Annotated in this window: 18 protein-coding genes; 8 read left to right on the top strand and 10 right to left on the bottom strand. The window is 66.9% G+C overall.

Features of this window, described 5'->3' with window-relative positions:
* Nucleotides 1-55: 55 nt before the first annotated feature.
* The 5 genes from RTW82_RS04730 to RTW82_RS04710 all read left to right on the top strand — a co-directional run bounded on the left by RTW82_RS04730 (nucleotide 56) and on the right by RTW82_RS04710 (nucleotide 3925).
* A complete protein-coding gene (locus RTW82_RS04730; protein ID WP_316924394.1) occupies nucleotides 56-973 on the top strand; it encodes a LysR family transcriptional regulator in 918 nt (305 codons plus the stop codon).
* A 283-nt stretch (nucleotides 974-1256) separates the two neighbouring features.
* Nucleotides 1257-2039 (top strand): hypothetical protein, encoded by a 783-nt coding sequence (locus RTW82_RS04725; protein WP_316924393.1) that lies wholly within the window; start codon nucleotides 1257-1259, stop codon nucleotides 2037-2039.
* A gap of 221 nt (nucleotides 2040-2260) precedes the next feature.
* Nucleotides 2261-2716, top strand: a complete 456-nt coding sequence (locus RTW82_RS04720; RefSeq protein WP_316924392.1) for an RDD family protein — start codon at nucleotides 2261-2263, stop codon at nucleotides 2714-2716.
* A gap of 16 nt (nucleotides 2717-2732) precedes the next feature.
* The gene (locus RTW82_RS04715) at nucleotides 2733-2990 is read left to right on the top strand and encodes a DUF4332 domain-containing protein (RefSeq protein ID WP_316924391.1); all 258 of its coding nucleotides are present in this window, start codon (nucleotides 2733-2735) and stop codon (nucleotides 2988-2990) included.
* 485 nt (nucleotides 2991-3475) lie between these two features.
* On the top strand, nucleotides 3476-3925 hold the full coding sequence (locus RTW82_RS04710; protein ID WP_043245950.1) for a Bro-N domain-containing protein: 450 nt from the start codon (nucleotides 3476-3478) through the stop codon (nucleotides 3923-3925).
* 239 nt (nucleotides 3926-4164) lie between these two features.
* On the opposite strand, the gene RTW82_RS04705 is transcribed toward RTW82_RS04710, so the two are convergent.
* Complete coding sequence (locus RTW82_RS04705) at nucleotides 4165-4614, bottom strand: helix-turn-helix domain-containing protein (protein WP_316924390.1); 450 nt, start codon at nucleotides 4612-4614, stop codon at nucleotides 4165-4167.
* A gap of 97 nt (nucleotides 4615-4711) precedes the next feature.
* Here RTW82_RS04705 and RTW82_RS04700 point away from each other — a divergent pair, with 97 nt between their 5' ends.
* The 3 genes from RTW82_RS04700 to RTW82_RS04690 all read left to right on the top strand — a co-directional run bounded on the left by RTW82_RS04700 (nucleotide 4712) and on the right by RTW82_RS04690 (nucleotide 10171).
* Nucleotides 4712-5929, top strand: coding sequence for an MFS transporter (locus RTW82_RS04700; RefSeq protein WP_316924389.1), 1218 nt, complete (start codon nucleotides 4712-4714; stop codon nucleotides 5927-5929).
* A gap of 37 nt (nucleotides 5930-5966) precedes the next feature.
* On the top strand, nucleotides 5967-7871 hold the full coding sequence (gene dxs, locus RTW82_RS04695; RefSeq protein WP_316924388.1) for a 1-deoxy-D-xylulose-5-phosphate synthase: 1905 nt from the start codon (nucleotides 5967-5969) through the stop codon (nucleotides 7869-7871).
* 329 nt (nucleotides 7872-8200) lie between these two features.
* Complete coding sequence (locus RTW82_RS04690; protein ID WP_316924387.1) at nucleotides 8201-10171, top strand: TonB-dependent receptor plug domain-containing protein; 1971 nt, start codon at nucleotides 8201-8203, stop codon at nucleotides 10169-10171.
* On the opposite strand, the gene RTW82_RS04685 is transcribed toward RTW82_RS04690, so the two are convergent.
* The 9 genes from RTW82_RS04685 to urtA all read right to left on the bottom strand — a co-directional run bounded on the left by RTW82_RS04685 (nucleotide 10172) and on the right by urtA (nucleotide 19194).
* Nucleotides 10172-11215, bottom strand: coding sequence for an AAA family ATPase (locus RTW82_RS04685; RefSeq protein WP_316924386.1), 1044 nt, complete (start codon nucleotides 11213-11215; stop codon nucleotides 10172-10174).
* A 63-nt stretch (nucleotides 11216-11278) separates the two neighbouring features.
* Entirely contained in the window at nucleotides 11279-12322 is a 1044-nt protein-coding gene (locus RTW82_RS04680) for an aliphatic amidase (RefSeq protein WP_316924385.1), read from the bottom strand.
* Between the two features lie 16 nt (nucleotides 12323-12338).
* Entirely contained in the window at nucleotides 12339-12686 is a 348-nt protein-coding gene (locus RTW82_RS04675; RefSeq protein ID WP_316924384.1) for a zinc ribbon domain-containing protein, read from the bottom strand.
* An 84-nt stretch (nucleotides 12687-12770) separates the two neighbouring features.
* Nucleotides 12771-14000, bottom strand: coding sequence for a formamidase (gene fmdA / locus RTW82_RS04670; RefSeq protein WP_271659872.1), 1230 nt, complete (start codon nucleotides 13998-14000; stop codon nucleotides 12771-12773).
* 197 nt (nucleotides 14001-14197) lie between these two features.
* Nucleotides 14198-14887 (bottom strand): urea ABC transporter ATP-binding subunit UrtE, encoded by a 690-nt coding sequence (gene urtE, locus RTW82_RS04665; RefSeq protein ID WP_043245943.1) that lies wholly within the window; start codon nucleotides 14885-14887, stop codon nucleotides 14198-14200.
* 30 nt (nucleotides 14888-14917) lie between these two features.
* Nucleotides 14918-15676, bottom strand: a complete 759-nt coding sequence (gene urtD / locus RTW82_RS04660; RefSeq protein ID WP_021219669.1) for an urea ABC transporter ATP-binding protein UrtD — start codon at nucleotides 15674-15676, stop codon at nucleotides 14918-14920.
* Nucleotides 15673-16851 (bottom strand): urea ABC transporter permease subunit UrtC, encoded by a 1179-nt coding sequence (urtC, locus tag RTW82_RS04655; protein WP_316924383.1) that lies wholly within the window; start codon nucleotides 16849-16851, stop codon nucleotides 15673-15675. The genes urtD and urtC overlap by 4 nt, the downstream gene beginning before the upstream one ends.
* A gap of 10 nt (nucleotides 16852-16861) precedes the next feature.
* Complete coding sequence (gene urtB / locus RTW82_RS04650) at nucleotides 16862-17779, bottom strand: urea ABC transporter permease subunit UrtB (RefSeq protein ID WP_111260688.1); 918 nt, start codon at nucleotides 17777-17779, stop codon at nucleotides 16862-16864.
* Nucleotides 17780-17961: 182 nt separating this feature from the next.
* Complete coding sequence (gene urtA, locus RTW82_RS04645; RefSeq protein WP_021219666.1) at nucleotides 17962-19194, bottom strand: urea ABC transporter substrate-binding protein; 1233 nt, start codon at nucleotides 19192-19194, stop codon at nucleotides 17962-17964.
* Nucleotides 19195-19478 lie beyond the last annotated feature (284 nt).

Below are 19478 nucleotides of genomic sequence, written 5' to 3'. Positions count from 1 at the left end.
GGCTCATGCCGGGACCGCGCCACAGACGGCCCCGGCAACCGGCCTGGAGGTGGGCATGCTGGGCAACATTTCCGATATCGACCTCCGCATGCTGCGGGTCTTCTGCGCCATCGTCGACGCGGGAGGCTTCACAGCGGCCCAGGCCAGCCTCAACACCAGCCTGTCGCGCCTGAGCGTGGTGGTCCGCGATCTGGAAGAACGCCTCGGATGCTCCCTGTGCCGGCGCGGCAACAGCGGCTTCCAGCTGACCGAGGAAGGCCAGGAACTGTTCGACCTGGCACAACTGCTGTTCGGCGATATCGAACGCTTCCGTACCCAGGCCAACCGCCTCGGGGGGATGGCCAGGGAAAGCCTGCAGATCGGCACGGTGGACAGCCTCATCAGCTTCGAGCGCGCCCCCCTGCCGCTGGCCATAAGGCTGTTCCGCCAGCGCCTGCCCGAGGTACGCCTGAACCTGCACATGCTGCGCCCCGATGAACTGGAACGCGCGGTCCTGGAAGAACGCCTGCACCTGGCCATCGGCGCGTTCCATCACCAGTTGTCAGGCCTCAACTACCAGTCGCTGTTCGAGGAAGAGCAGAACCTCTACTGCTCCGCCGGCCATCCCCTGTTCCACCGCGCCGAAGCGGACCTGAGCCTGGCGGACATTTGCGCGGCGGAGTACGTAGGCCGTGGCTACCTGACGGAAAACCAGCGGCCCCACGGCCTGCACTTCACCCAAACGGTCAGCGCCTACGCGATGGAAGCCATCGCCACCCTGATTTTCTCCGGCACCTACCTGGGCTACCTGCCCACGCACTACGCCGCTCACTGGGTGGACCGAAACCAACTGCGTGCGTTACTGCCCGGGCAACTGGCCTATCGCTCGGCCTTCCACTGCATCACCCGCCAGGGCCAGGCCCCCAAGGCCACCCTGGCAGGCTTTCTCGATGCACTGGAGAGGGCACAGCGCCAGTTGGCCAATCAAGCGTAGGTTGGACGGGGCTCGGCGAAGCCCGACAGCAGGGTCGCCCCTGTCCAGCAGCGCCGTCCCCCAGCAGCCAGGAAGGCCGAACGGCAGTTCTGCCCCGGGTGGGCATGCACCCAGGGCGTCGGTACGGCTGAGCGGGCAACCGATCAGCGTGGCGTCGCGCTTGTCGGCCGCGCCCATCGGCGGCCTGCGGGGCGATGCCTTGCCCCTTGGAACACCACCCGCCGCACGGAAAAATCCCCCCAGCCCTTCTATGCTCCCTGGCGCCGCCAACCGGGGAACGCCCATGTCCAGCAAGACGGAAATCATCCAGCAGTTCATCGCCTCCGGCGCAGCCGACTTCGCCGAAGCCAACAGTTCCAACAGCTACTACTGCAGCCACCACCCCCGCATCACCCCGCTGGTGAAGAAGCCGCCGAAGGAGCTCGATGACGCCACCCTGCAGACCTTTTATTACTACCTGCTGCTCAATGGCGGCACACCGCCGACCACCAGCGAACTCCAGCTCGGCCTGCTCGCCCGTGCCGCAGAAGATGCCGCCCAGGTGCTGGCCGAACACGGTTACCCGCGCTGCCGCCTCAACCGCTGGGAAATGGTCCTGCTGTTCGACGGCGAGATGACCCTCGACGCCCATGCCCGCCGCCTCGCGCTACTGGCCCAGGTCGGCCGCTTCGCCCACCAGCCCGGCATGCTGGCGAAAAAGCAGAAGCTCAAGGCCGAGTTCGGAGGCGACGCCTGGCTGCACGGCGAAATCGCCCGCGTGCTGCGCGCGGTTCCCTTCGCTCGCCTGACCTTCAACCGCGACAACTTCGACCTCAGCCTGCCCTTGGTCGGCATGCTCTTCATCTACCTGCTCGGCGCCGACGAAGCCGACCAGCGCGAGCTGTTCGCCTGGCTCAAGCACGCCACCGACGCCATGCACGACATCCCCAACTACAAGACCCGCGACCAGCTCGTGCGCTCCCTCGCCTGGGTGCTGTTCCGCTTCGCCGAAGCCGCCGACGCCAAGGTGCTGGAACAGGCCATGCTGGCCGAGTACGGCGAAACCTGGTGCCGCGAATACCAGTAGTGGCGGAAAAACCACCAGCCGCCTGAACCTCCCAGGCGGCAGGCTCCACAGCCATCCATCCAAAACTTATCCACAGCTTGCCCCACAGAAATTGTGGGCAGTGTTTGGGTAGCCCGGGCTTCAGCCCGGGAAATCCAGGCCACCCTCGTGACACACGCCCCACCGCTCCAGCGGGATTGGTTTATCCTGCCCGCCCCTTTTCACCACTGGTTCCAAGCAACATGGACGTTTCCCGCACACGCATGCTCGCCCTGCGCAGCCTCGCCTTCATCATCGACAAGGCACTGATCATCAGCCTGGTCGCTCTCCTCTACGAACAGACACGTCACGTGCTCGCGATCGTGCTGCCGGTGCTCCTGTACTTCCCGCTGTGCGAGTGGCTGCTGCGTGGCTTCACCCCAGGGAAATGGATCTGCCGGATCCGGGTCATCGCCCCCAACGGCGAGCCGCCGCAACTGATGCAGGTGCTGGTCCGCAGCGCCTTCCGCCTGGTGGAAACCAACCCCTTCATCCTCGGCTCGCTGCCGGCCGCCATCGCCGTCATCTGGTCCAGCAATGCCCAGCGCCTGGGCGATATCTGGGCCTACACCTTCGTCATCCCCACCCGCGACCTCGCCGCACTGCGCCAGCGCATGGCCGAGATGGAAGAGCCCGCCGCAACGACCACGACGGAATGAAGCGAAGGAAGGCGCCATGACCCAACCACAGGGCTTCACCCCGGAAACCCGCGCCCAACTGGTCGCGCTCAAAGGCGTCGGCTCGACCGTGGTCAGCCGCCTGGAACAAATCGGCTTGCACACCCTGGAGCAACTGGCCCACTGCGAAGCCGTCGACCTGACCCTGCAGATTTCCCGGATGATGGGCTCCACCTGCTGGCACAACAGCCCCCAGGCGCGGGCAGCCATCCAGGCCATCATCGACTTCGCCCGGCAGCACACTGCCCAGGCTTGACGAATTTTCGAGCGACCACGCCGAACCACCGCCCCGCCTGCTCCGCAGCGATCCACCCAGAAGATATCCACAGGCTGTTCCACAGAAACTGTGGGCAGAGGCGGGGTCGTAGGATGGCGTAGAGCGCAGCGAAACCCATCAAATGCCCGCTCATCGCAGGGAAATTTCCCAAACCCGCCGCAACCCCTTGTTCGCCTCCAGCCCACTCCCTAAGTTCGCCCGGTCGCGGTCAATCCGCGGCCGGGTTTGACGACCTGAAGCTAACGGCGCGATGCCGCCTACGGGGCTTGCGGGAAACGACGTACGTTTCCAGCGGGAACCGGCTCGCATGCAGTTTTCAGGACTGCATCATCTAATGGCGGATCGCGTGGGGAGACCCTTGCGGTCTGCCGGCTCCGTTTGCCCGGTTCGTCAACCCCACGCGATCCTCCACCCATCGAATGACGACGATGACGGAGGCATGGACAGGCAAACGGAGTAACGCCATGCACGACGCTTACACCCCGATCTTTTTCTACCGCCACAACCGCCCGTTGCGCGGCGTGATGATCGACGACCAGCCCTGGTTCTGCGCCTACGATTTCGCCCGCCTGCTGGGGTTGCACCATCCCCAGGCGCTGCACCGCCGCCTGCGCCCCTATCAGATTCGCAGCGCCCGTTTCACCTATGCCACCGGCAGCGAGGAAGAGGTCCATCTCGTCAGTGAAGGCGGCCTCTACCAGGCCATGATCCGCTTCGGCCACCCCGAGTTGCAGCACCTGGAAGAGTGGCTCGCCCGCGACGTGGTCCCCACCCTGCGCGACCAGTACACGGGCTGCCGTCACCAGCCACGGCGCGTGATGCTGGACTGGCAATCCCGCCGGCTGGTGCTGCTGGATTGGCAAGGTGAGCTGTGGATGCAGTGGGACAAGGTGCCGCGTTACCGAGGGCTCTGAAACGCCCGGGCAGGGTGCCGCCCCCCAGCATGGGTTTCGCACGGCTCTACCCATCCTACGAATCTCGCGTAGCGCCGCCCGCCCCCTTCTACGAGGGGTATGGATCGGCTCCGATGCCAAGCCCGTGAACCGACCCCGTAGGATGGTGTAGAGCGAAGCGAAACCTATCGTTGCAATGCACAGACGTGGCGCCGGTGCTGCCCCCGATCGCGAATGAATTCCCACGTCCTGCTGCTCGGTCAACCCGCCGCGACGTCGACCTTGCGCACGCGGGTGTCGGCGGGGCTGACGGGGTGGCCGGCGGCGTCGCACACCTGCAGCCGCGCCAGGGGCTGGTCAGCGGTGTCGAGCAGTTCGGAATGCACCTCGTCGGGGGCGAAGCAGTGGGCTTCGCCCCACTGGCGCAGGCTGACGACCAGGGTGAACAGGTCATGGCCCCGGGGCGTAAGCGCATAGGCCTGGTAGGCACTGCCATCGGCAGCCGGCTCAATGCGAAGGACGCCGTCGGCCACCAGTTTGCGCAGGCGGTCGCTGAGGATGTTCTTGGCCACGCCGAGACTTTTCTGCAGTTCGCCGAAGCGCTGCAGGCCGTCGAACAGGTCGCGCACGATCATCATCGACCAGCGGTCCCCGATCACGTCCAGCGCCCGGGCCACCGGGCAATGCTCCTCGGCTTGCGGGTCTTTCATGCACCACCTCCGGCTCGCGAAAAGTGGTTGCAGTTTAAAACCTGTATCGATAGCCTTCAAATGGTTTCATTTTGAAACCACAACGAGGACTTTCGGCATGCCCACCCTTTCCCCGATGCCGTCGGCGCTGGTCTGGCTGCTGGCCGTGGCCTGCGGCCTGAGCGTCGCCAACGTCTACTACGCCCACCCGTTGCTGGATGCGATCGCCACTGACCTGGGCATCGGCCGTGCCGCTGTTGGCGGGGTGATCACCCTCACCCAGGTGGGCAGCGCCCTGGCCCTGCTGGTGCTGGTGCCCCTGGGGGACCTGCTGGAGCGGCGCCGGCTGATGGCGGGGCAACTCCTCCTGCTGGTGGGCTCGCTGCTGCTGGTCGCCCTCGCCCACCAGCCGGCCCTGGTGCTGCTGGGCATGCTCGGCCTCGGCCTGCTGGGCACCGCGATGACCCAGGGCCTGCTGGCCTTCGCTGCCAGCCTGGCCAGTGACGGGGAGCGCGGCCGGGTGCTGGGAGCCGCCCAGGGCGGCGTGGTGGTGGGCCTGTTGCTGGCCCGCAGCCTGGCGGGGCTGATGGCCGACCTGGGCGGCTGGCGCGCGGTCTACCTGCTTTCAGCCGGGTTGATGACGGCGCTGCTGCCCCTGCTCTGGTGGCGCCTGCCGGAGGCCCGGCCCCACTCGCGGATGCGCTACCCGGCGTTGCTCGGCTCGATGTTCACCCTGCTGCGCGAGGACCGCGTGCTGCAAGTGCGCGGCGTGCTCGCGCTGCTGCTGTTCTGCGTGTTCAACCTGTTCTGGGCGGCACTGGTGATGCCCCTCAGCGAACCGCCCCTGGCACTGAGCCACAGCGCCATCGGTGCCTTCGGCCTGGTCGGTGCGGCCGGGGCCTTGGCGGCGACGCGGGCCGGCGCCTGGGCCGACCGAGGCCAGGCGCAGAAGGCCAGTGGCCTGGCGCTGCTGGTGATGGCCCTGGCCTGGTTGCCGCTGGCCTTCACCGGGCAATCGCTCTGGGCGCTGCTGCTCGGCATCCTCCTGCTGGACGCCGCCGGCCAGGCCCTGCACGTGCTCAACCAGAGCCTGGTGCTGAGCAGCGGCAACCCCGCCCACAGCCGGCTGATCAGCCTCTACATGCTGTTCTATGCCGCCGGCAGTGCCCTGGGCGCTTTCGCTGCCACGCAGCTCTATGCCTGGGCCGGCTGGGCCGCCGTGTGCCTGCTCGGCGCGGCTCTCAGCCTGCTGGCGCTGGCCTTCTGGTGGGTGACCCTGCCGGACCGCGACGGCATCCGACACCATGTCTTGGGCAGGCAAAGCGGCATCAGGTAAACTGCCGCATCTTTTTGCACCCATAACGACTAGCCTGATGCCCACGACGTTCCATGAGATCCCCCGCGAGCGCCCGCTCACGCCCCTGCTCGACCGCGCGGCGACGCCGGACGAGCTGCGCCGGCTGGGTGAAGCGGAGCTGGAAACCCTGGCCGACGAACTGCGCCAGTACCTGCTCTATACCGTTGGCCAGACCGGCGGGCACTTCGGCGCCGGGCTGGGCGTGGTCGAACTGACCATCGCCCTGCACTACGTCTTCGATACGCCCGACGACCGACTGGTGTGGGACGTGGGCCACCAGGCCTACCCGCACAAGATCCTCACCGGGCGCCGCGAGCAGATGGGCAGCCTGCGCCAGAAGGACGGCGTCGCCGCCTTCCCCCGCCGCGCCGAGAGCGAGTACGACACCTTCGGCGTCGGCCACTCCAGCACCTCCATCAGCGCTGCACTGGGCATGGCCATCGCCGCCCGCATGCAGGGCTCGGAGCGCAAGTCCATCGCGGTGATCGGCGACGGCGCGCTGACCGCCGGCATGGCCTTCGAGGCACTGAACCACGCCTCCGACGTGCAGGCCGACATGCTGGTGATCCTCAACGACAATGACATGTCGATCTCGCGCAACGTCGGTGGCCTGTCCAACTACCTGGCCAAGATCCTCTCCAGCCGCACCTACGCGAGCATGCGCGAAGGCAGCAAGAAGGTGCTCTCGCGCCTGCCCGGCGCCTGGGAGATCGCCCGTCGCACCGAGGAATACGCCAAGGGCATGCTGGTTCCCGGCACCCTGTTCGAAGAACTCGGCTGGAACTACATCGGCCCCATCGACGGCCACGACCTGCCCACCCTGGTCGCCACCCTGCGCAACATGCGTGACCTCAAGGGCCCGCAGTTCCTCCACGTGGTGACCAAGAAGGGCAAGGGTTTCGCCCCGGCGGAAGTCGACCCCATCGGCTACCACGCCATCACCAAGCTGGAGCCGATCAACGCCCCGGCAGCGCCGAAGAAGGCCTCCGGGCCCAAGTACTCCAGCGTCTTCGGCCAGTGGCTTTGCGACATGGCGTCGCAGGACCCGCGCCTGGTGGGCATCACCCCGGCGATGAAGGAAGGTTCCGACCTTGTGGCCTTCAGCGAGCGCTTCCCCGATCGCTACTTCGATGTCGCCATCGCCGAACAGCACGCCGTGACCCTGGCGGCCGGCATGGCCTGCGACGGCGCCAAGCCGGTGGTGGCGATCTACTCGACCTTCCTCCAGCGCGGCTACGACCAGCTGATCCACGACGTCGCGGTGCAGAACCTCGACGTGCTGTTCGCCATCGACCGCGCCGGCCTGGTGGGCGAAGACGGCCCCACCCATGCGGGCAGCTTCGACCTCTCCTACCTGCGCTGCATCCCCGGCATGCTGGTGATGACCCCAAGCGACGAGAACGAACTGCGCCTGCTGCTGACCACCGGCCACCTGTTCCCCGGCCCGGCAGCGGTGCGCTACCCGCGCGGCAGCGGCCCCAACGCCAGCATCGACAAGGAGCTGGTGCCGGTGGAGATCGGCAAGGCCGTGGTTCGCCGCCCAGGCACCCGCGTCGCCATCCTCGCCTTTGGCGTGCAACTGGCCGAGGCCCTGCAGGTGGGCGAGACGCTGGGCGCCACCGTGGTCGACATGCGCTTCGTCAAGCCGCTGGACGAGGCCCTGGTGCGTGAACTGGCCGGCAGCCACACGCTGCTGGTGACAGTCGAGGAGAACAGCGTGATGGGTGGTGCCGGCGCCGCCGTCAGCGAGTTCCTCGCCCGCGAGAACATCCTGCTGCCCGTGCTGCACCTGGGCCTGCCGGACTACTACGTCGAGCACGCCAAACCGGCACAGATGCTCGCCGAGTGCGGCCTGGACGCCAGCGGTATCGAAACCTCGATCCGCGAACGCCTGGCCTTGCTGGATCGTTCCGCCAGCTAGACTGCCGGAACCATAAGCCGCGCCTCAGGGCGCGGCGCTTGTTTGCCCGAGACACCAGGGCCAGGAGCCAGGCGCCGCAGAGCGACCAGCCCAGCCCACCACGGGGAGCCCGCGACAGGCGGTTCCGGCTCCCGGCCTCACGTGCAGGATGTCGTCGAACGACCAGAGAGTCGTCGGCGCGGTGCGGGGCGGCACGTGGAAACGGTTCTCGTCGTACGACGTGTGTTGCGGAGGGGCTGCACCGTCAAGCACAGGCGATCACCGGATCGCGCAGTCGTTCTTGTCCCGCCCTTCTCGAAAGTCATGGATCTTTTGAGGAGTCATCGATTATGCGTTCCCGTCTGGCCCTGGCCATCGCCATGGCCCCCTGCCTCGCGGCAGCCGAAGAAATCCCCCTGAACAGCCTCGACGCGTTGAAGAGCCCCTATGTGGTGGCCACTTCGGGCAACGCGCTGGAGCCCCGTTCCCAGGCCACCGCCGCCACCAGCATCTTCACCCGCAAGGACATCTCCCGGCTCAAAGCCAAGAGCGTGCCGGACCTGCTCACCCGTGTACCCGGCATGTCGGTCGCCCAGCAGGGCGGCCGTGGTAGCCGCACCAGCCTCTACCTGCGCGGCACCAATGCCAACCAGACGCTGGTGCTGATCGACGGCGTGCGCATCGGCTCGCTCTCCGATGGCCTGTCACGCCTCGAATACCTGAACCTGGAGCAGGTTGAACGCGTGGAGGTCACCCGCGGCGCCCGTTCCAGCCTCTACGGGTCGGATGCCATGGGCGGCGTCATCCAGGTGTTCACCCGCCGTGGCGAGGGCGCCGGCCTGGAGCCGCGCTTCGACTTCAGCCTCGGCGACAGCGACGAGAACGAGCACAGCCTGGGCCTCTCCGGCGGCGACGAGCGGACCCGCTTCGACCTGGGCGCCAGCCTGCTGGAGCTGCACAGCGACCGCACCGACGACATCGATGGCGCCAACACCGACGACGACACCTACCGCAACCGGGGCTTCAACCTGAGCCTGGAACACCGCCTCACCGAACAGTGGCGTGCCGGCCTCAACCTGCTGGACCAGCGCGGCAAGAGCGACCTCGACGAGAACGCTCTCTGGTACCCCGGCCAGCCCACCGACGAGTTCACCCTCAACAGCACCTCGGCGTTCCTGGAGGCGAACCTCGACCCGCGCTGGACCAGCCGCCTGCAACTGGGCCACGCGGAGAACAGGAGCCAGCTGGACACGGTGCGCAACTTCTTCACCACCCATCAGGAATTCGCCACCTATCGCGACTCGGTGGAATGGCAGAACACCTTGCGCCTGGACGAGCACCAACAGGTGCTGCTGGGCGCCGAGTGGTACGAGGAGCGCCTGACCGCCAATCGCACGCTCAGCGAGATGGAGCGCCGCAACCAGGCCTGGTTCGCCCAGCACCGCTATCGCGCCGCGCCCTTCGGTACCGAACTGGGCCTGCGCCACGACAGCAGCGACCAGTACGGCAGCGAGAACAGCCTGGGGGCCGCCCTGGACTTCGACCTGCCGATGTCCACCCAGCTGGTGCTGAGCTACGCCGAGGGCTTCCGCGTGCCCAACATGGTCGAGCTGTACCTGCCGGCGCCCTTCCAGCCCACCGGCAACCCGAACCTCGACCCCGAGCACTCGAAGACCTGGGAAGCACAGTTGCGCGGTTCACACTACGACACCGACTGGAGCTTCGGCGTCTACCGCACCGACATCGAGGACCTCATCTCCCCGGTCCTGGACTTCAACCCCTTCTTCGTCAACGAGATGCGCAACGTCGGCAAGGCCCGCATCAACGGCATGGACCTCAGCGCATCCCGCGACTTCATGGGCTGGAACACCCACCTCAACCTGGGCCTGGTGGACCCGCGCGACCGGGACACCGGTCATACCCTGCCCGGCCGCTCACGGCGCACCCTGGTGCTGGATGTGGACAAGAAATTCGGGGACTACAATTTCGGCTTCAGCTGGACGGGGGTTTCCAGCCGCTACGTGGACGCCGAGAACACCGAGAAGACCCCCGGCTACGGACGCATCGATATCCGTGCCGGCTGGAGCTTCCTCAAGGGCCTGAAGGTGGAGACCCGGGTCGAGAACATCGGCAACCGCCAGATCACCGAGCAGCGCTACGTCTCCAGCTCCAACCCCTCGTCGTCCTACCCCTTCGGCGATGGCACGCCCACCAGCAGCAACACGGTGAACGTCGTCGACCCGACCATCGAGCAGTACGGCGGCTACCAGGACGAAGGCCGCAAGGTGGTGATGACCCTCAAGTGGTCGCCGCAGTTCTAGTCAGGCTGCCTCGCCCGCGCTCACCCGCAGGCCGCCCTCGCAGCAGCCCGCCACCAGGCGGGTCGCGCCGGGGGACGCCAGCAGGCACTCGGCCAGCGCCGGCTCCAGCAGCACCCGCACGCGCCGCCCCAGGTCACGGGCGCCGTAGCGCGGGTCATGGCCGAGGCAGAGCAGTTTGCGTGCGTCCTCTTCCAGCACCAGCGTCCGCCCCTGGCGGGCCAGGCGCTGGTTGAGGCGCGCCAGTTCGATGTCGAGCAAGGCCTCCAGGTGGTCCTCGCCGATGCGCTCGAAGCAGACGACGCGGTCCAGCCGGTTGAGGAACTCCGGGTCGAAGTGGCGGTGCAAGGCCGCCTCCAGCACCCGCGCCTCGTCCCGTGGGGAGACTCCGAACAGGCGCCGCCAGCCACGCGAATAGCGCTCACGGAACTGCCAGGCCTCCTGGGCGCCGATATTGCTGGTGAGGAAGATCAGGCTGTTGCGGAAGTCGAGGCGGCGGCTGCCGGCGCTCAAGGTCAGCTGGCCGTTCTCCAGCACCCCGAGCAGGCTGCGCACCACCTCCTTGCCGGCTTTCTCCAGTTCGTCGAAGAGCACGATGCCGGGGCGGCCGAAGCTGCCCTGGATGGCCTCGGCGTCGAACAGCGTGGCGCCCTCCTTGCTGCCCACGTAGCCCGGCGGCGCACCGGTGAGCGCAGCGACGTAGTGTTCCTGGGCCAGGGTCTGCATGTCGATGCGGCAGAAGGCGTCGGCGCGGCCATGGAGGGCCAGCGCCAGCAGGCGCACCAGCTCGGTCTTGCCGACGCCGGTGGGGCCCATGAACAGGTTCACCGCCAGGGGCCGCTCGCGGTCGCCGATGTCCGCCTTGACCACCTTGAGCAGGGCCTCCACCGCCTCCAGCACGGCGTCCTGGCCGACGATGCGGGTGCGCAGCAGGGCCATGACGGTGTCGGGCTCGAAGAGAAAGCGCGACTGCAAGCGCGCCGCCGGCACCTCGCCGCGCCCCAGGTGCTCGCGGTTGTGCTCGATCAGGTCGTTGACGAAGGGCATCCGGGCTCCTCGGTTCAGGGAATCACGGGCGGAAGGCCGCCCCGTTCACGGAGCGCCGTCGCGCTAGCCCGCGACCTGCTCGCGCCCACCATGGGGCAGTTCGCCCACCGGGCAGTCGGCCACGCCGATGGTGCGGCGGGTGAGCGCTTCCACATCGTCGCGGGCCTTCTCCGCATCCAGCACCCAGGTGCGGTAGAACTCGAAGGGGCAATCGGCCACGCCGCGGTCGCCACCGCCGGAGTTGTAGACGCCGGTGTAGCCCCGGTGCAGCAGCTTGAACAGGTGGTTCTGCGACTGGTCGTTGGCCCGCGCGTCGCGGATCTGCGAGACCGACAGCTGGGCGTACTGGATGCCCATCTCCTCCTCGCCGCATTCGCCCAGGGTGCGGCCGTCGAAGCCGATGATCGCCGAGTGGCCGAAGTAGCTGTAGACGCCATCGAAGCCGGCGGCGTTGGCCACCGCCACGTAGCAGTTGTTGGCCCAGGCCATGGTCTTGGCCATCAGCACCTGCTGCTCCTTGGCCGGGTACATGTAGCCCTGGCAGCGCACGATCAGCTCGGCGCCCTTCATCGCGCAGTCGCGCCAGATCTCGGGGTAGTTGCCGTCGTCGCAGATGATCAGGCTGATCTTCATACCCTTGGGCCCTTCGCTGACGTAGGTGCGATCGCCCGGGTACCAGCCCTCGATGGGGCACCAGGGGATGCACTTGCGGTACTTCTGCACGATCTCGCCGCGGTCGTCGATCAGCACCAGGGTGTTGTAGGGCGCCTTGTGCGGGTGCTCCTCGTGGCGTTCGCCGGTGAGGGAGAAGATGCCCCAGGTCCCGGCCTCGCGGCAGGCGGCGGAGAAGATCGCCGTCTCCTCGCCGGGGATGCTGGCGGCGGTGGCCATCATCTCGTCGTGGTCGTACATGATCCCCATGGTGCTGTACTCGGGGAACACCACCAGGTCCATGCCGGGCAGGCCGAGCTTCATGCCCTTGATCATCTCGGCGATGCGCCGGGCATTGTCGAGCACCTCGGCCTTGCTGTGCAGGCGCGGCATCTTGTAGTTGACGACGGCGACGCCGACGGTATCCGGGCTGCTGGAAATATCACCGTGACGCATGGGGTTCTCCTTCCGTTCAGTGGCTGATCATCCAGGGCCGCGCGCTGGGCTTGGTCTTCAGCGCGTGGGGGTGGGCCTTGGTGGGTGCCAGGGGTTTGTTCGGCGTGCAGCAACCGCAGCCTTTCGGGTGCTTGCGGTTCTCGCGGTACTCCTCGACCGTCTGCGGCGCGTTGGCGCTGCGCTCGTTGGCGGCGATGGCGCGGCGCTGGCTGCCGGCCAGGGTGGCCAGGCCGGGTGCGGAGAGGATGACCCTCGGCGCCGGCTCGTCGCACACCGGGCAGGCGCAGGGGGCCTCGCGCTCGGCCATGGGCCGCAGGGCGGTGAAGTCGCCGCAGGTGGTGCAGTCGTATTCGTAGATGGGCATGTTGGGGTCCTCGTCTTCGTTCGATGTCCGCCGTCCCGGCGGGAGGTACGCCGTCCAGAGCAACCTCCCGCCGGGGCGGTGAACTCACTTGTCCGGCGCGATGGGCAGATCGACGCTGCCGTCGAGGAAGCGGGTCGGGCCAGAGGCGTTGGGGTTGATGTCGAAGTCGAAGATTTCCGTCGGCAGCCACAGCGTGGCGCAGGCGTTGGGGATGTCCACCACCCCGCTGATATGCCCCTGCACAGGCGCCGAACCAAGCAGCGCGTAGCCCTGGGCCGGCGAGTAGCCGAACTTGGTCAGGTAGTTGATGGCGTTGAGGCAGGCCTGCTTGTAGGCGATGTTGACGTCCAGGTAGTGCTGCTTGCCGGACTCGTCCACCGAGATGCCTTCGAAGATCAGGTAGTTCTTGTAGTTGGGCACGATGGGGCTGGGCTTGAACACCGGGTTCTTGATGCCGTACTTGGCCATGCCGCCCTTGATCAGCTCGACCTTCATGTGCACCCAGCCGGCCATTTCGATGGCGCCGCAGAAGGTGATCTCGCCGTCGCCCTGGCTGAAGTGCAGGTCGCCCACCGAGAGGCCGGCGCCGTCGACGTAGACCGGGAAGAAGATCTTCGAGCCGCGGGACAGGTCCTTGATGTCGCAGTTGCCGCCATGCTCGCGCGGCGGCACGGTGCGCGCGCCGGTCATGGCCGCCTTGTCGCGGGCCTCGCCGCGCAGCTTGCCCATGTGCGCGGTGGGCGCCATCGGCGGGTTGGCCAGGGGCGGCACGCGGGTCGGGTTGGTGTCGATCAGCGCCTGCTCGCGGCTGTTCCAGTCGGCGAGCATCTTGTGGTCAGGCAGGCAGCCGATCAGCCCGGGGTGGATCAGCCCGGCGAACTGCACGCCGGGGATGTGCCGGGAGCTGGTGAACAGGCCGTGGAAATCCCAGATTGCCTTCTGCGCCAGGGGGAAGTGGTCGGTGAGGAAGCCGCCGCCGTTCTGCCGCGAGAAGAAGCCGTTGAAACCCCACAGGGAATCCGGCTTGGCGCCGATGTCCAGCAGGTCCACCACCAGCAGGTCGCCCGGCTCGGCGCCCTTCACCCCCACCGGGCCGGAGAGGTAGTGCACGGTGGAGAGGTCGACGTCGCGCACGTCCGAGGCGTCGTCGTTGTTCTTGATCGCGCCGGCGGTCCAGTCGTAGGTCTCGAGGATGAAGTCATCCCCCGGGTTGACCCAGCAGGCCATGGGAATGTCGGGGTGCCAGCGGTTGTGGATCTGTTCGTTCTCGGTGGCGGCCTGGTTGAGGTCGACCTTGATCAGCGTTTCGGTCATGACGGTGCTCCTTGGGACCAAGTGTTGGACGGGCGGTCTGGGCCGCGCTGGGAGCTAGTCTTGGCCGCCTGGCCGGGATCGGGAATACGTCGAATTACGTAGGTGGGAAGCGCCCGGGCGGGCGCGCGAAAGCCGTCGCCCGTGCGCGGGCACGGGGACGGCTTGGCGGGGATTCCGGGCCGCGGCCCGGCTGCGGGCTACACCGACAGGTAGCGGCTGATGGTGGCCTCGTCGACCCGGTCGCGGGTTTCCTCGATGACGAAGCGGCCCTTCTCGATCACCAGGAAGCGGTCGGCGATCTCCAGGGTGAAGGACAGCACCTGCTCGGAGACGACGATGGTCAGGTCGCGCAGGGTGCGGATCTCCTTCAGGCTGCGGGCGATGTCCTTGATGATCGACGGCTGGATGCCCTCGGTGGGTTCGTCCAGCAACAGCACCTTGGGGTTGGTGGCCAGGGCGCGGGCGATGGCCAACTGTTGCTGCTGGCCGCCGGAGAGGTTGCCGCCCTTGCGCGAGCGCATGTCGTGGAGCACCGGGAACAGCGCGTAGAGATCGTCCGGAACCTGGCCGTTGGCCGAGGCCGGCAGGCCGGTCTGGATGTTTTCCAGCACCGTCATGTGGGAGAAGATCATCCGCCCCTGGGGCACGTAGGCGATGCCGCGTTCGACGCGCTGGTGGGTCTCCAGGGCCGACACGTCCTGGCCATCGACGCGCACCTCACCGCCCCATTGCGGGAGGATGCCCATCAGGCTCTTGAACAGGGTGGTCTTGCCCATGCCGTTGCGCCCCATGACGGCGACGATTTCCTGCCTGGCCACGTTCAGGTCGAGGTCGTGGAGGATCTGGCTCTGGCCGTAGCCCGAGGTGAGCTTGCTGATCTGGAACATGCTGGACTCCATTGATGGCTGGCCCGGGGCTCAATGCCCCAGGTACACCTCGATCACCTTCGGGTTGCTCTGCACCGCCTCCATGCTGCCTTCGGCCAGGACCTTGCCCTGGTGCAGCACGGTGACCTTGTGGGCGATGCTCTTGACGAACTCCATGTCGTGCTCGATGACCAGCACCGAACGCCCCTGGCTGATGCGCTTGAGCAGCTCGGCGGTCTGCGCGCGCTCGCTGACACTCATGCCCGCCACCGGCTCGTCGAGCATCAGCAGCTCCGGGTCCTGCATCAGCAGCATGCCGATCTCCAGCCACTGCTTCTGGCCGTGGGAGAGCAGGTCGGCCTGGCGGTGCAGGTGCTCGCTGAGGAAGATTTCCCCGGCCACCGCCTCGACCCGGGCGATGACCTCGGCACTGCGCTTGAAGAACAGCGCGCCGAGCACCTTGCGCCCGGCCGGGTAGGACATCTCCAGATTCTCGAACACCGTCAGGTTCTCGTAGATGGAGGGGTTCTGGAACTTGCGCCCGACGCCGGCGCGGACGATGTCGTACTCGCGCATGCGGGTCAGCTCGCGGCCGTCGAACTGGATGCTGCCGGCGGTGGCGCGGGTCTTGCCGCAGATCAGGTCGAGCACCGTGGTCTTGCCGGCGCCGTTGGGGCCGATCACCACCCGCACCTCGTTGCGGTCCAGGTAGAGGTTGAGGTCGTTGACCGCCTTGAAGCCGTCGAAGGACACCGTCAGGCCTTCGATGGCCAGCACCGGTTTCGGGCTTTCGAATCCGCTCGGGCTCATGGTGTGCGCTCCAGTTCACGGGTGGTGCTCGGGGCCGGGCTCGGGCTCGCGGCGGGCGTCGTCACAGTTGCGGCGGGTGCCTTGGCGCGGGTGGCCAGCAGGCGCTCCAGGCGTGGGCGGCCATGGCTCTGCCAGAGCCCGGCGAGTCCGTTGGGGAAGTACATGACCACGGCGATGAACAGGCCGCCCATCAGGTACAGCCACAGCTCCGGGAAGCTCTCGGAGAAGTAGGTCTTGCCGTAGTTCACCAGCAACGCGCCATACACCGCGCCGAGCAGCGACATGCGCCCGCCGACGGCGGCGAAGATGACCATCTCGATGGACGGCACGATGCCGACGAAGCTCGGCGACATGAAGCCCACCTGCAGGGCGAACATGGCCCCGCCTATGGCCGAGAAACCGGCCGCAACGCAGAACACGAAGATCTTGAAGCTGGCCACGTCGTAGCCGGAGAAGCGCACCCGCTCCTCCTTGTCGCGCATGGCCATAAGCAGGCGCCCGAGCTTGGAGGCGAGGATGAACCTGCCGATGACGATGCAGCCCAGCAGCAGGAAGGCGCTGATGAAGTAGAGGACGAGCTTGGCGCCATCGGTGCGGATGTCCCAGCCCATCAGGGTCTTCAGGTCGGTGATGCCGTTGACCCCGCCGGTGAGCCCCTGCTGGCCGATGATCAGCACCGTGAGGATCATCGCGATGGCCTGGGTGACGATGGAGAAGTACACGTCGCCCACGCGCCGCTTGAACATCGCCAGGCCGATCACCGCCGCCAGCAGCATGGGCACCGCCAGCACCGCGACGAGGGTGAAGCCGAAGCTGTGGAAGGGCTGCCAGAGCAGCGGCAGCTCGGTGATCTGGTTCCAGTCCATGAAGTCCGGGATGCCGGGGGTGGATTGGATCCTGGTGCTCTCCGGGTCGGAGGCCTCCAGCTTGAGGAACATCGCCATGCAGTAGCCGCCGAGGCCGAAGAACACCCCCTGGCCGAGGCTGAGGATGCCGCCGTAGCCCCAGCACAGCACCAGGCCGACGGCGACGAAGGCGTAGGTGAGGTACTTGCCGACCATGTTCAAGCGGAAGGCATCCAGCACCAGCGGGAACACCACCAGGATCAGCGCGGCGAGGATCAGCAGGCCGATGGTGCCCTGCCGCCCGCCGAGGAGTTTGTCGATTGCGTTCATCTGCCGCCCCTCATTTACGGACTTTGATGGAGAAGAGCCCCTGGGGGCGCAGCATCAGGATCAGGATCACCGCCGACAGGGTCAGCACCTTGGCCATCGAGCCGCTCATGAAGAACTCGGAGATGGATTGCGTCTGGGCGATGGTGAAGGCCGAGGCGATGGTGCCGAACAGGCTCTGGGCGCCGCCGAAGACCACCACCAGGAAGGTGTCGACGATGTACAGCGAGCCGGCCGTCGGGCCGGTGGAGCCGATGGTGGTGAAGGCCGCGCCAGCCACCCCGGCGACACCGCAGCCGAGGGCGAAGGTCATGCGGTCAACCCTTTTGGTGTTGATGCCCACCGCGCGGCTCATCACCCGGTTGAGCATGGTGGCGCGCACCTGCAGGCCCCAGCGCGAGCGGTAGAGCATGAGGAAGAGCGTGGCGGTGAGCAGCACCGTGAGGCCCATGACGAACAGGCCGTTGCGCGGGATGTCGATGCTCTCGGTGGGGTTGAACGAGCCCATCAGCCATTCCGGCAGGGTGGCGCTGACCTCGCGTGCACCGAAGATCGAGCGGAACGCCTGCTGCATCACCAGGGACAGGCCCCAGGTGGCCAGCAGGGTGTCCAACGGGCGCTGGTAGAGCTTGCTGATCATTGCCCACTCCACCAGCCAGCCGATGGCCCCGGCGATGAAGAACGACAGCACGATGGCGAAGAAGAAGTAATAGGGCTGCATCGCCGGCGCGTAGTGGGTGGTCAGTGCCGACAGCAGGTAGGTGGTGTAGGCACCGATGGTGAGGAACTCGCCGTGGGCCATGTTGATCACGCCCATCTGGCCGAAGATGATCGCCAGCCCCAGGGCCATCAGCAGCAGGACGCAGAACACCGACAGCCCGTTGAAGCCCTGCATGGCCGCAATGGCGCCGAACTCAGATAGCCATTCCATAAGGTTCTCCGGAAGCGGGCGACAGCCTCGCCGCCCGCCGGGGTTTGGATTCAGGGTGAAACGGGGGTCAGACAAACCCCGACCCCACTTCAGGCTTCAAGCTTCAAGCTGCTTCTCGCTTCTCGCTTCTCGCTTCTCGCTTGCCTCTTGCAGCTTGAAACTTGCCGCTTGCCGCTCTCCACTCACTGATACCCCTTGGGGAAGGGATTGGGTTCGATCAGGCCGGACTCGTAGACCACCTTGAACTGGCCGTCTGCCTGGACCTCGCCGATGCGGGTCTTGCTCCACAGGTGATGGTTGTCGTGGACCTTCACGTAGCCTTCCGGCGCGGTGGTCAACTCGATGCCCGGGGAGGCGGCGACCACCTTGTCGACGTCGAAGCTGCCGGCCTTCTCCACGGCGGCCTTCCACAGCCACGGGCCTAGGTAGGCGGCCTGGGTCACGTCGCCGATCACCGCGTCCTTGCCGTACTTGGCCTTGAAGGCTTCGACGAAGGCCTTGTTGTTGGGGTTGTCCAGGCTCTGGAAGTACTTCATGGAGGCGTAGAAGCCGGCCATGTTCTCGCCACCGATGCCGAGCAGTTCATCCTCGGTCACCGAGAGGGTCAGCAGGGTCTGCTTGGCGGCGGTGACGCCGGCGGCCTTCATCTGCTTGTAGAAGGCGACGTTGGAACCGCCGACCACGGCGGCGAAGACCACGTCGGGCTTCTTCAGCTTGACCTTGTTGATCAGCGAGCCGAACTGGGTGTTGCCCAGCGGGTAGTACTCCTCGCCCACCACCTTGCCGCCGAGCACGTTCTCGATGTGCTTGCGGGCGATCTTCATCGAGGTGCGCGGCCAGATGTAGTCCGAGCCGATCAGGTAGAAGGTCTTGGCGCCCTTCTCCTTGGCCACCCAGTCCAGGCCCGCTAGGATCTGCTGGGTCGCCTCCTGGCCGGTGTAGATGACGTTCTTCGACTGCTCCAGGCCTTCGTAGAAGGTCGGGTAGTAGAGCAGGCCGTTCTCCTTCTCGAACACCGGCAGCACCGCCTTGCGCGAGGCCGAGGTCCAGCAGCCGAAGACGGTGGCGACCTTGTCGTTCACCAGCAGCTTCTTGGCCTTCTCGGCGAAGGTCGGCCAGTCGGAGGCGCCGTCCTCCTGGATGATCTTGATCTGCCGGCCGAGGATGCCGCCGGAGGCGTTGATCTGCTCGATGGCCAGGCGCTCGGCCTGGATCGAGCCGGTCTCGGAGATGGCCATGGTGCCGGTGGCCGAGTGCAGCTGGCCCACGGTCACTTCGGTGTCGGTCACGGCCAGGCCGGTGGTGTTGGCGTCGGCGGCCACCGCCAGCTGGCCGAATACCGCTGCGGCCATCAGCGACAGCGCGGCGGCGCCCAGCGCCAGCCGGCGCGGAAGAAAGCGTTTCGCACCCGTCATCAAGCTTGAATCCATGGTCCTGCTCCTCTGTGGTTGGCGTGGTCGGCTCGCCTTGCGGGTACCGGCCTCGGTTCGGGGCAAGGATGCGTTCGGCCAGGGGGCGGGGGTATACGCACATTGACGTAGCGGCATACGTCATCTGACGTAGTGGCCGCTGCGCCAGCTTGGGGCATGCTGCGCTCGCAGACAGGCGCAAGGACGCGCGCGACCGCCCGGGAAGGCCGTGCCAGAGCGGTGCGCCCCCGGGGCCGGGGCGGGGCATGGAAGTTGCTGCACACGCCCAT

This window comes from Pseudomonas sp. zfem005 (assembly GCF_032621735.1).
Taxonomy (GTDB): Bacteria; Pseudomonadota; Gammaproteobacteria; order Pseudomonadales; family Pseudomonadaceae; genus Metapseudomonas; species Metapseudomonas solani.
Note: the sequence above shows the minus strand (reverse complement) of the source record. Positions and strands in the feature narration are given on the sequence as shown.

Bases quoted from the DNA above. Each gene is read 5' to 3' on its own strand.
- RTW82_RS04730 (WP_316924394.1), top strand. From the start codon at position 56: ATGCTGGGCAACATTTCCGATATCGACCTCCGCATGCTGCGGGTCTTC.
- RTW82_RS04725 (WP_316924393.1), top strand. From the start codon at position 1,257: ATGTCCAGCAAGACGGAAATCATCCAGCAGTTCATCGCCTCCGGCGCA.
- RTW82_RS04720 (WP_316924392.1), top strand. From the start codon at position 2,261: ATGGACGTTTCCCGCACACGCATGCTCGCCCTGCGCAGCCTCGCCTTC.
- RTW82_RS04715 (WP_316924391.1), top strand. From the start codon at position 2,733: ATGACCCAACCACAGGGCTTCACCCCGGAAACCCGCGCCCAACTGGTC.
- RTW82_RS04710 (WP_043245950.1), top strand. From the start codon at position 3,476: ATGCACGACGCTTACACCCCGATCTTTTTCTACCGCCACAACCGCCCG.
- RTW82_RS04705 (WP_316924390.1), bottom strand. From the start codon at position 4,614: ATGAAAGACCCGCAAGCCGAGGAGCATTGCCCGGTGGCCCGGGCGCTG.
- RTW82_RS04700 (WP_316924389.1), top strand. From the start codon at position 4,712: ATGCCCACCCTTTCCCCGATGCCGTCGGCGCTGGTCTGGCTGCTGGCC.
- dxs (WP_316924388.1), top strand. From the start codon at position 5,967: ATGCCCACGACGTTCCATGAGATCCCCCGCGAGCGCCCGCTCACGCCC.
- RTW82_RS04690 (WP_316924387.1), top strand. From the start codon at position 8,201: ATGCGTTCCCGTCTGGCCCTGGCCATCGCCATGGCCCCCTGCCTCGCG.
- RTW82_RS04685 (WP_316924386.1), bottom strand. From the start codon at position 11,215: ATGCCCTTCGTCAACGACCTGATCGAGCACAACCGCGAGCACCTGGGG.
- RTW82_RS04680 (WP_316924385.1), bottom strand. From the start codon at position 12,322: ATGCGTCACGGTGATATTTCCAGCAGCCCGGATACCGTCGGCGTCGCC.
- RTW82_RS04675 (WP_316924384.1), bottom strand. From the start codon at position 12,686: ATGCCCATCTACGAATACGACTGCACCACCTGCGGCGACTTCACCGCC.
- fmdA (WP_271659872.1), bottom strand. From the start codon at position 14,000: ATGACCGAAACGCTGATCAAGGTCGACCTCAACCAGGCCGCCACCGAG.
- urtE (WP_043245943.1), bottom strand. From the start codon at position 14,887: ATGTTCCAGATCAGCAAGCTCACCTCGGGCTACGGCCAGAGCCAGATC.
- urtD (WP_021219669.1), bottom strand. From the start codon at position 15,676: ATGAGCCCGAGCGGATTCGAAAGCCCGAAACCGGTGCTGGCCATCGAA.
- urtC (WP_316924383.1), bottom strand. From the start codon at position 16,851: ATGAACGCAATCGACAAACTCCTCGGCGGGCGGCAGGGCACCATCGGC.
- urtB (WP_111260688.1), bottom strand. From the start codon at position 17,779: ATGGAATGGCTATCTGAGTTCGGCGCCATTGCGGCCATGCAGGGCTTC.
- urtA (WP_021219666.1), bottom strand. From the start codon at position 19,194: ATGACGGGTGCGAAACGCTTTCTTCCGCGCCGGCTGGCGCTGGGCGCC.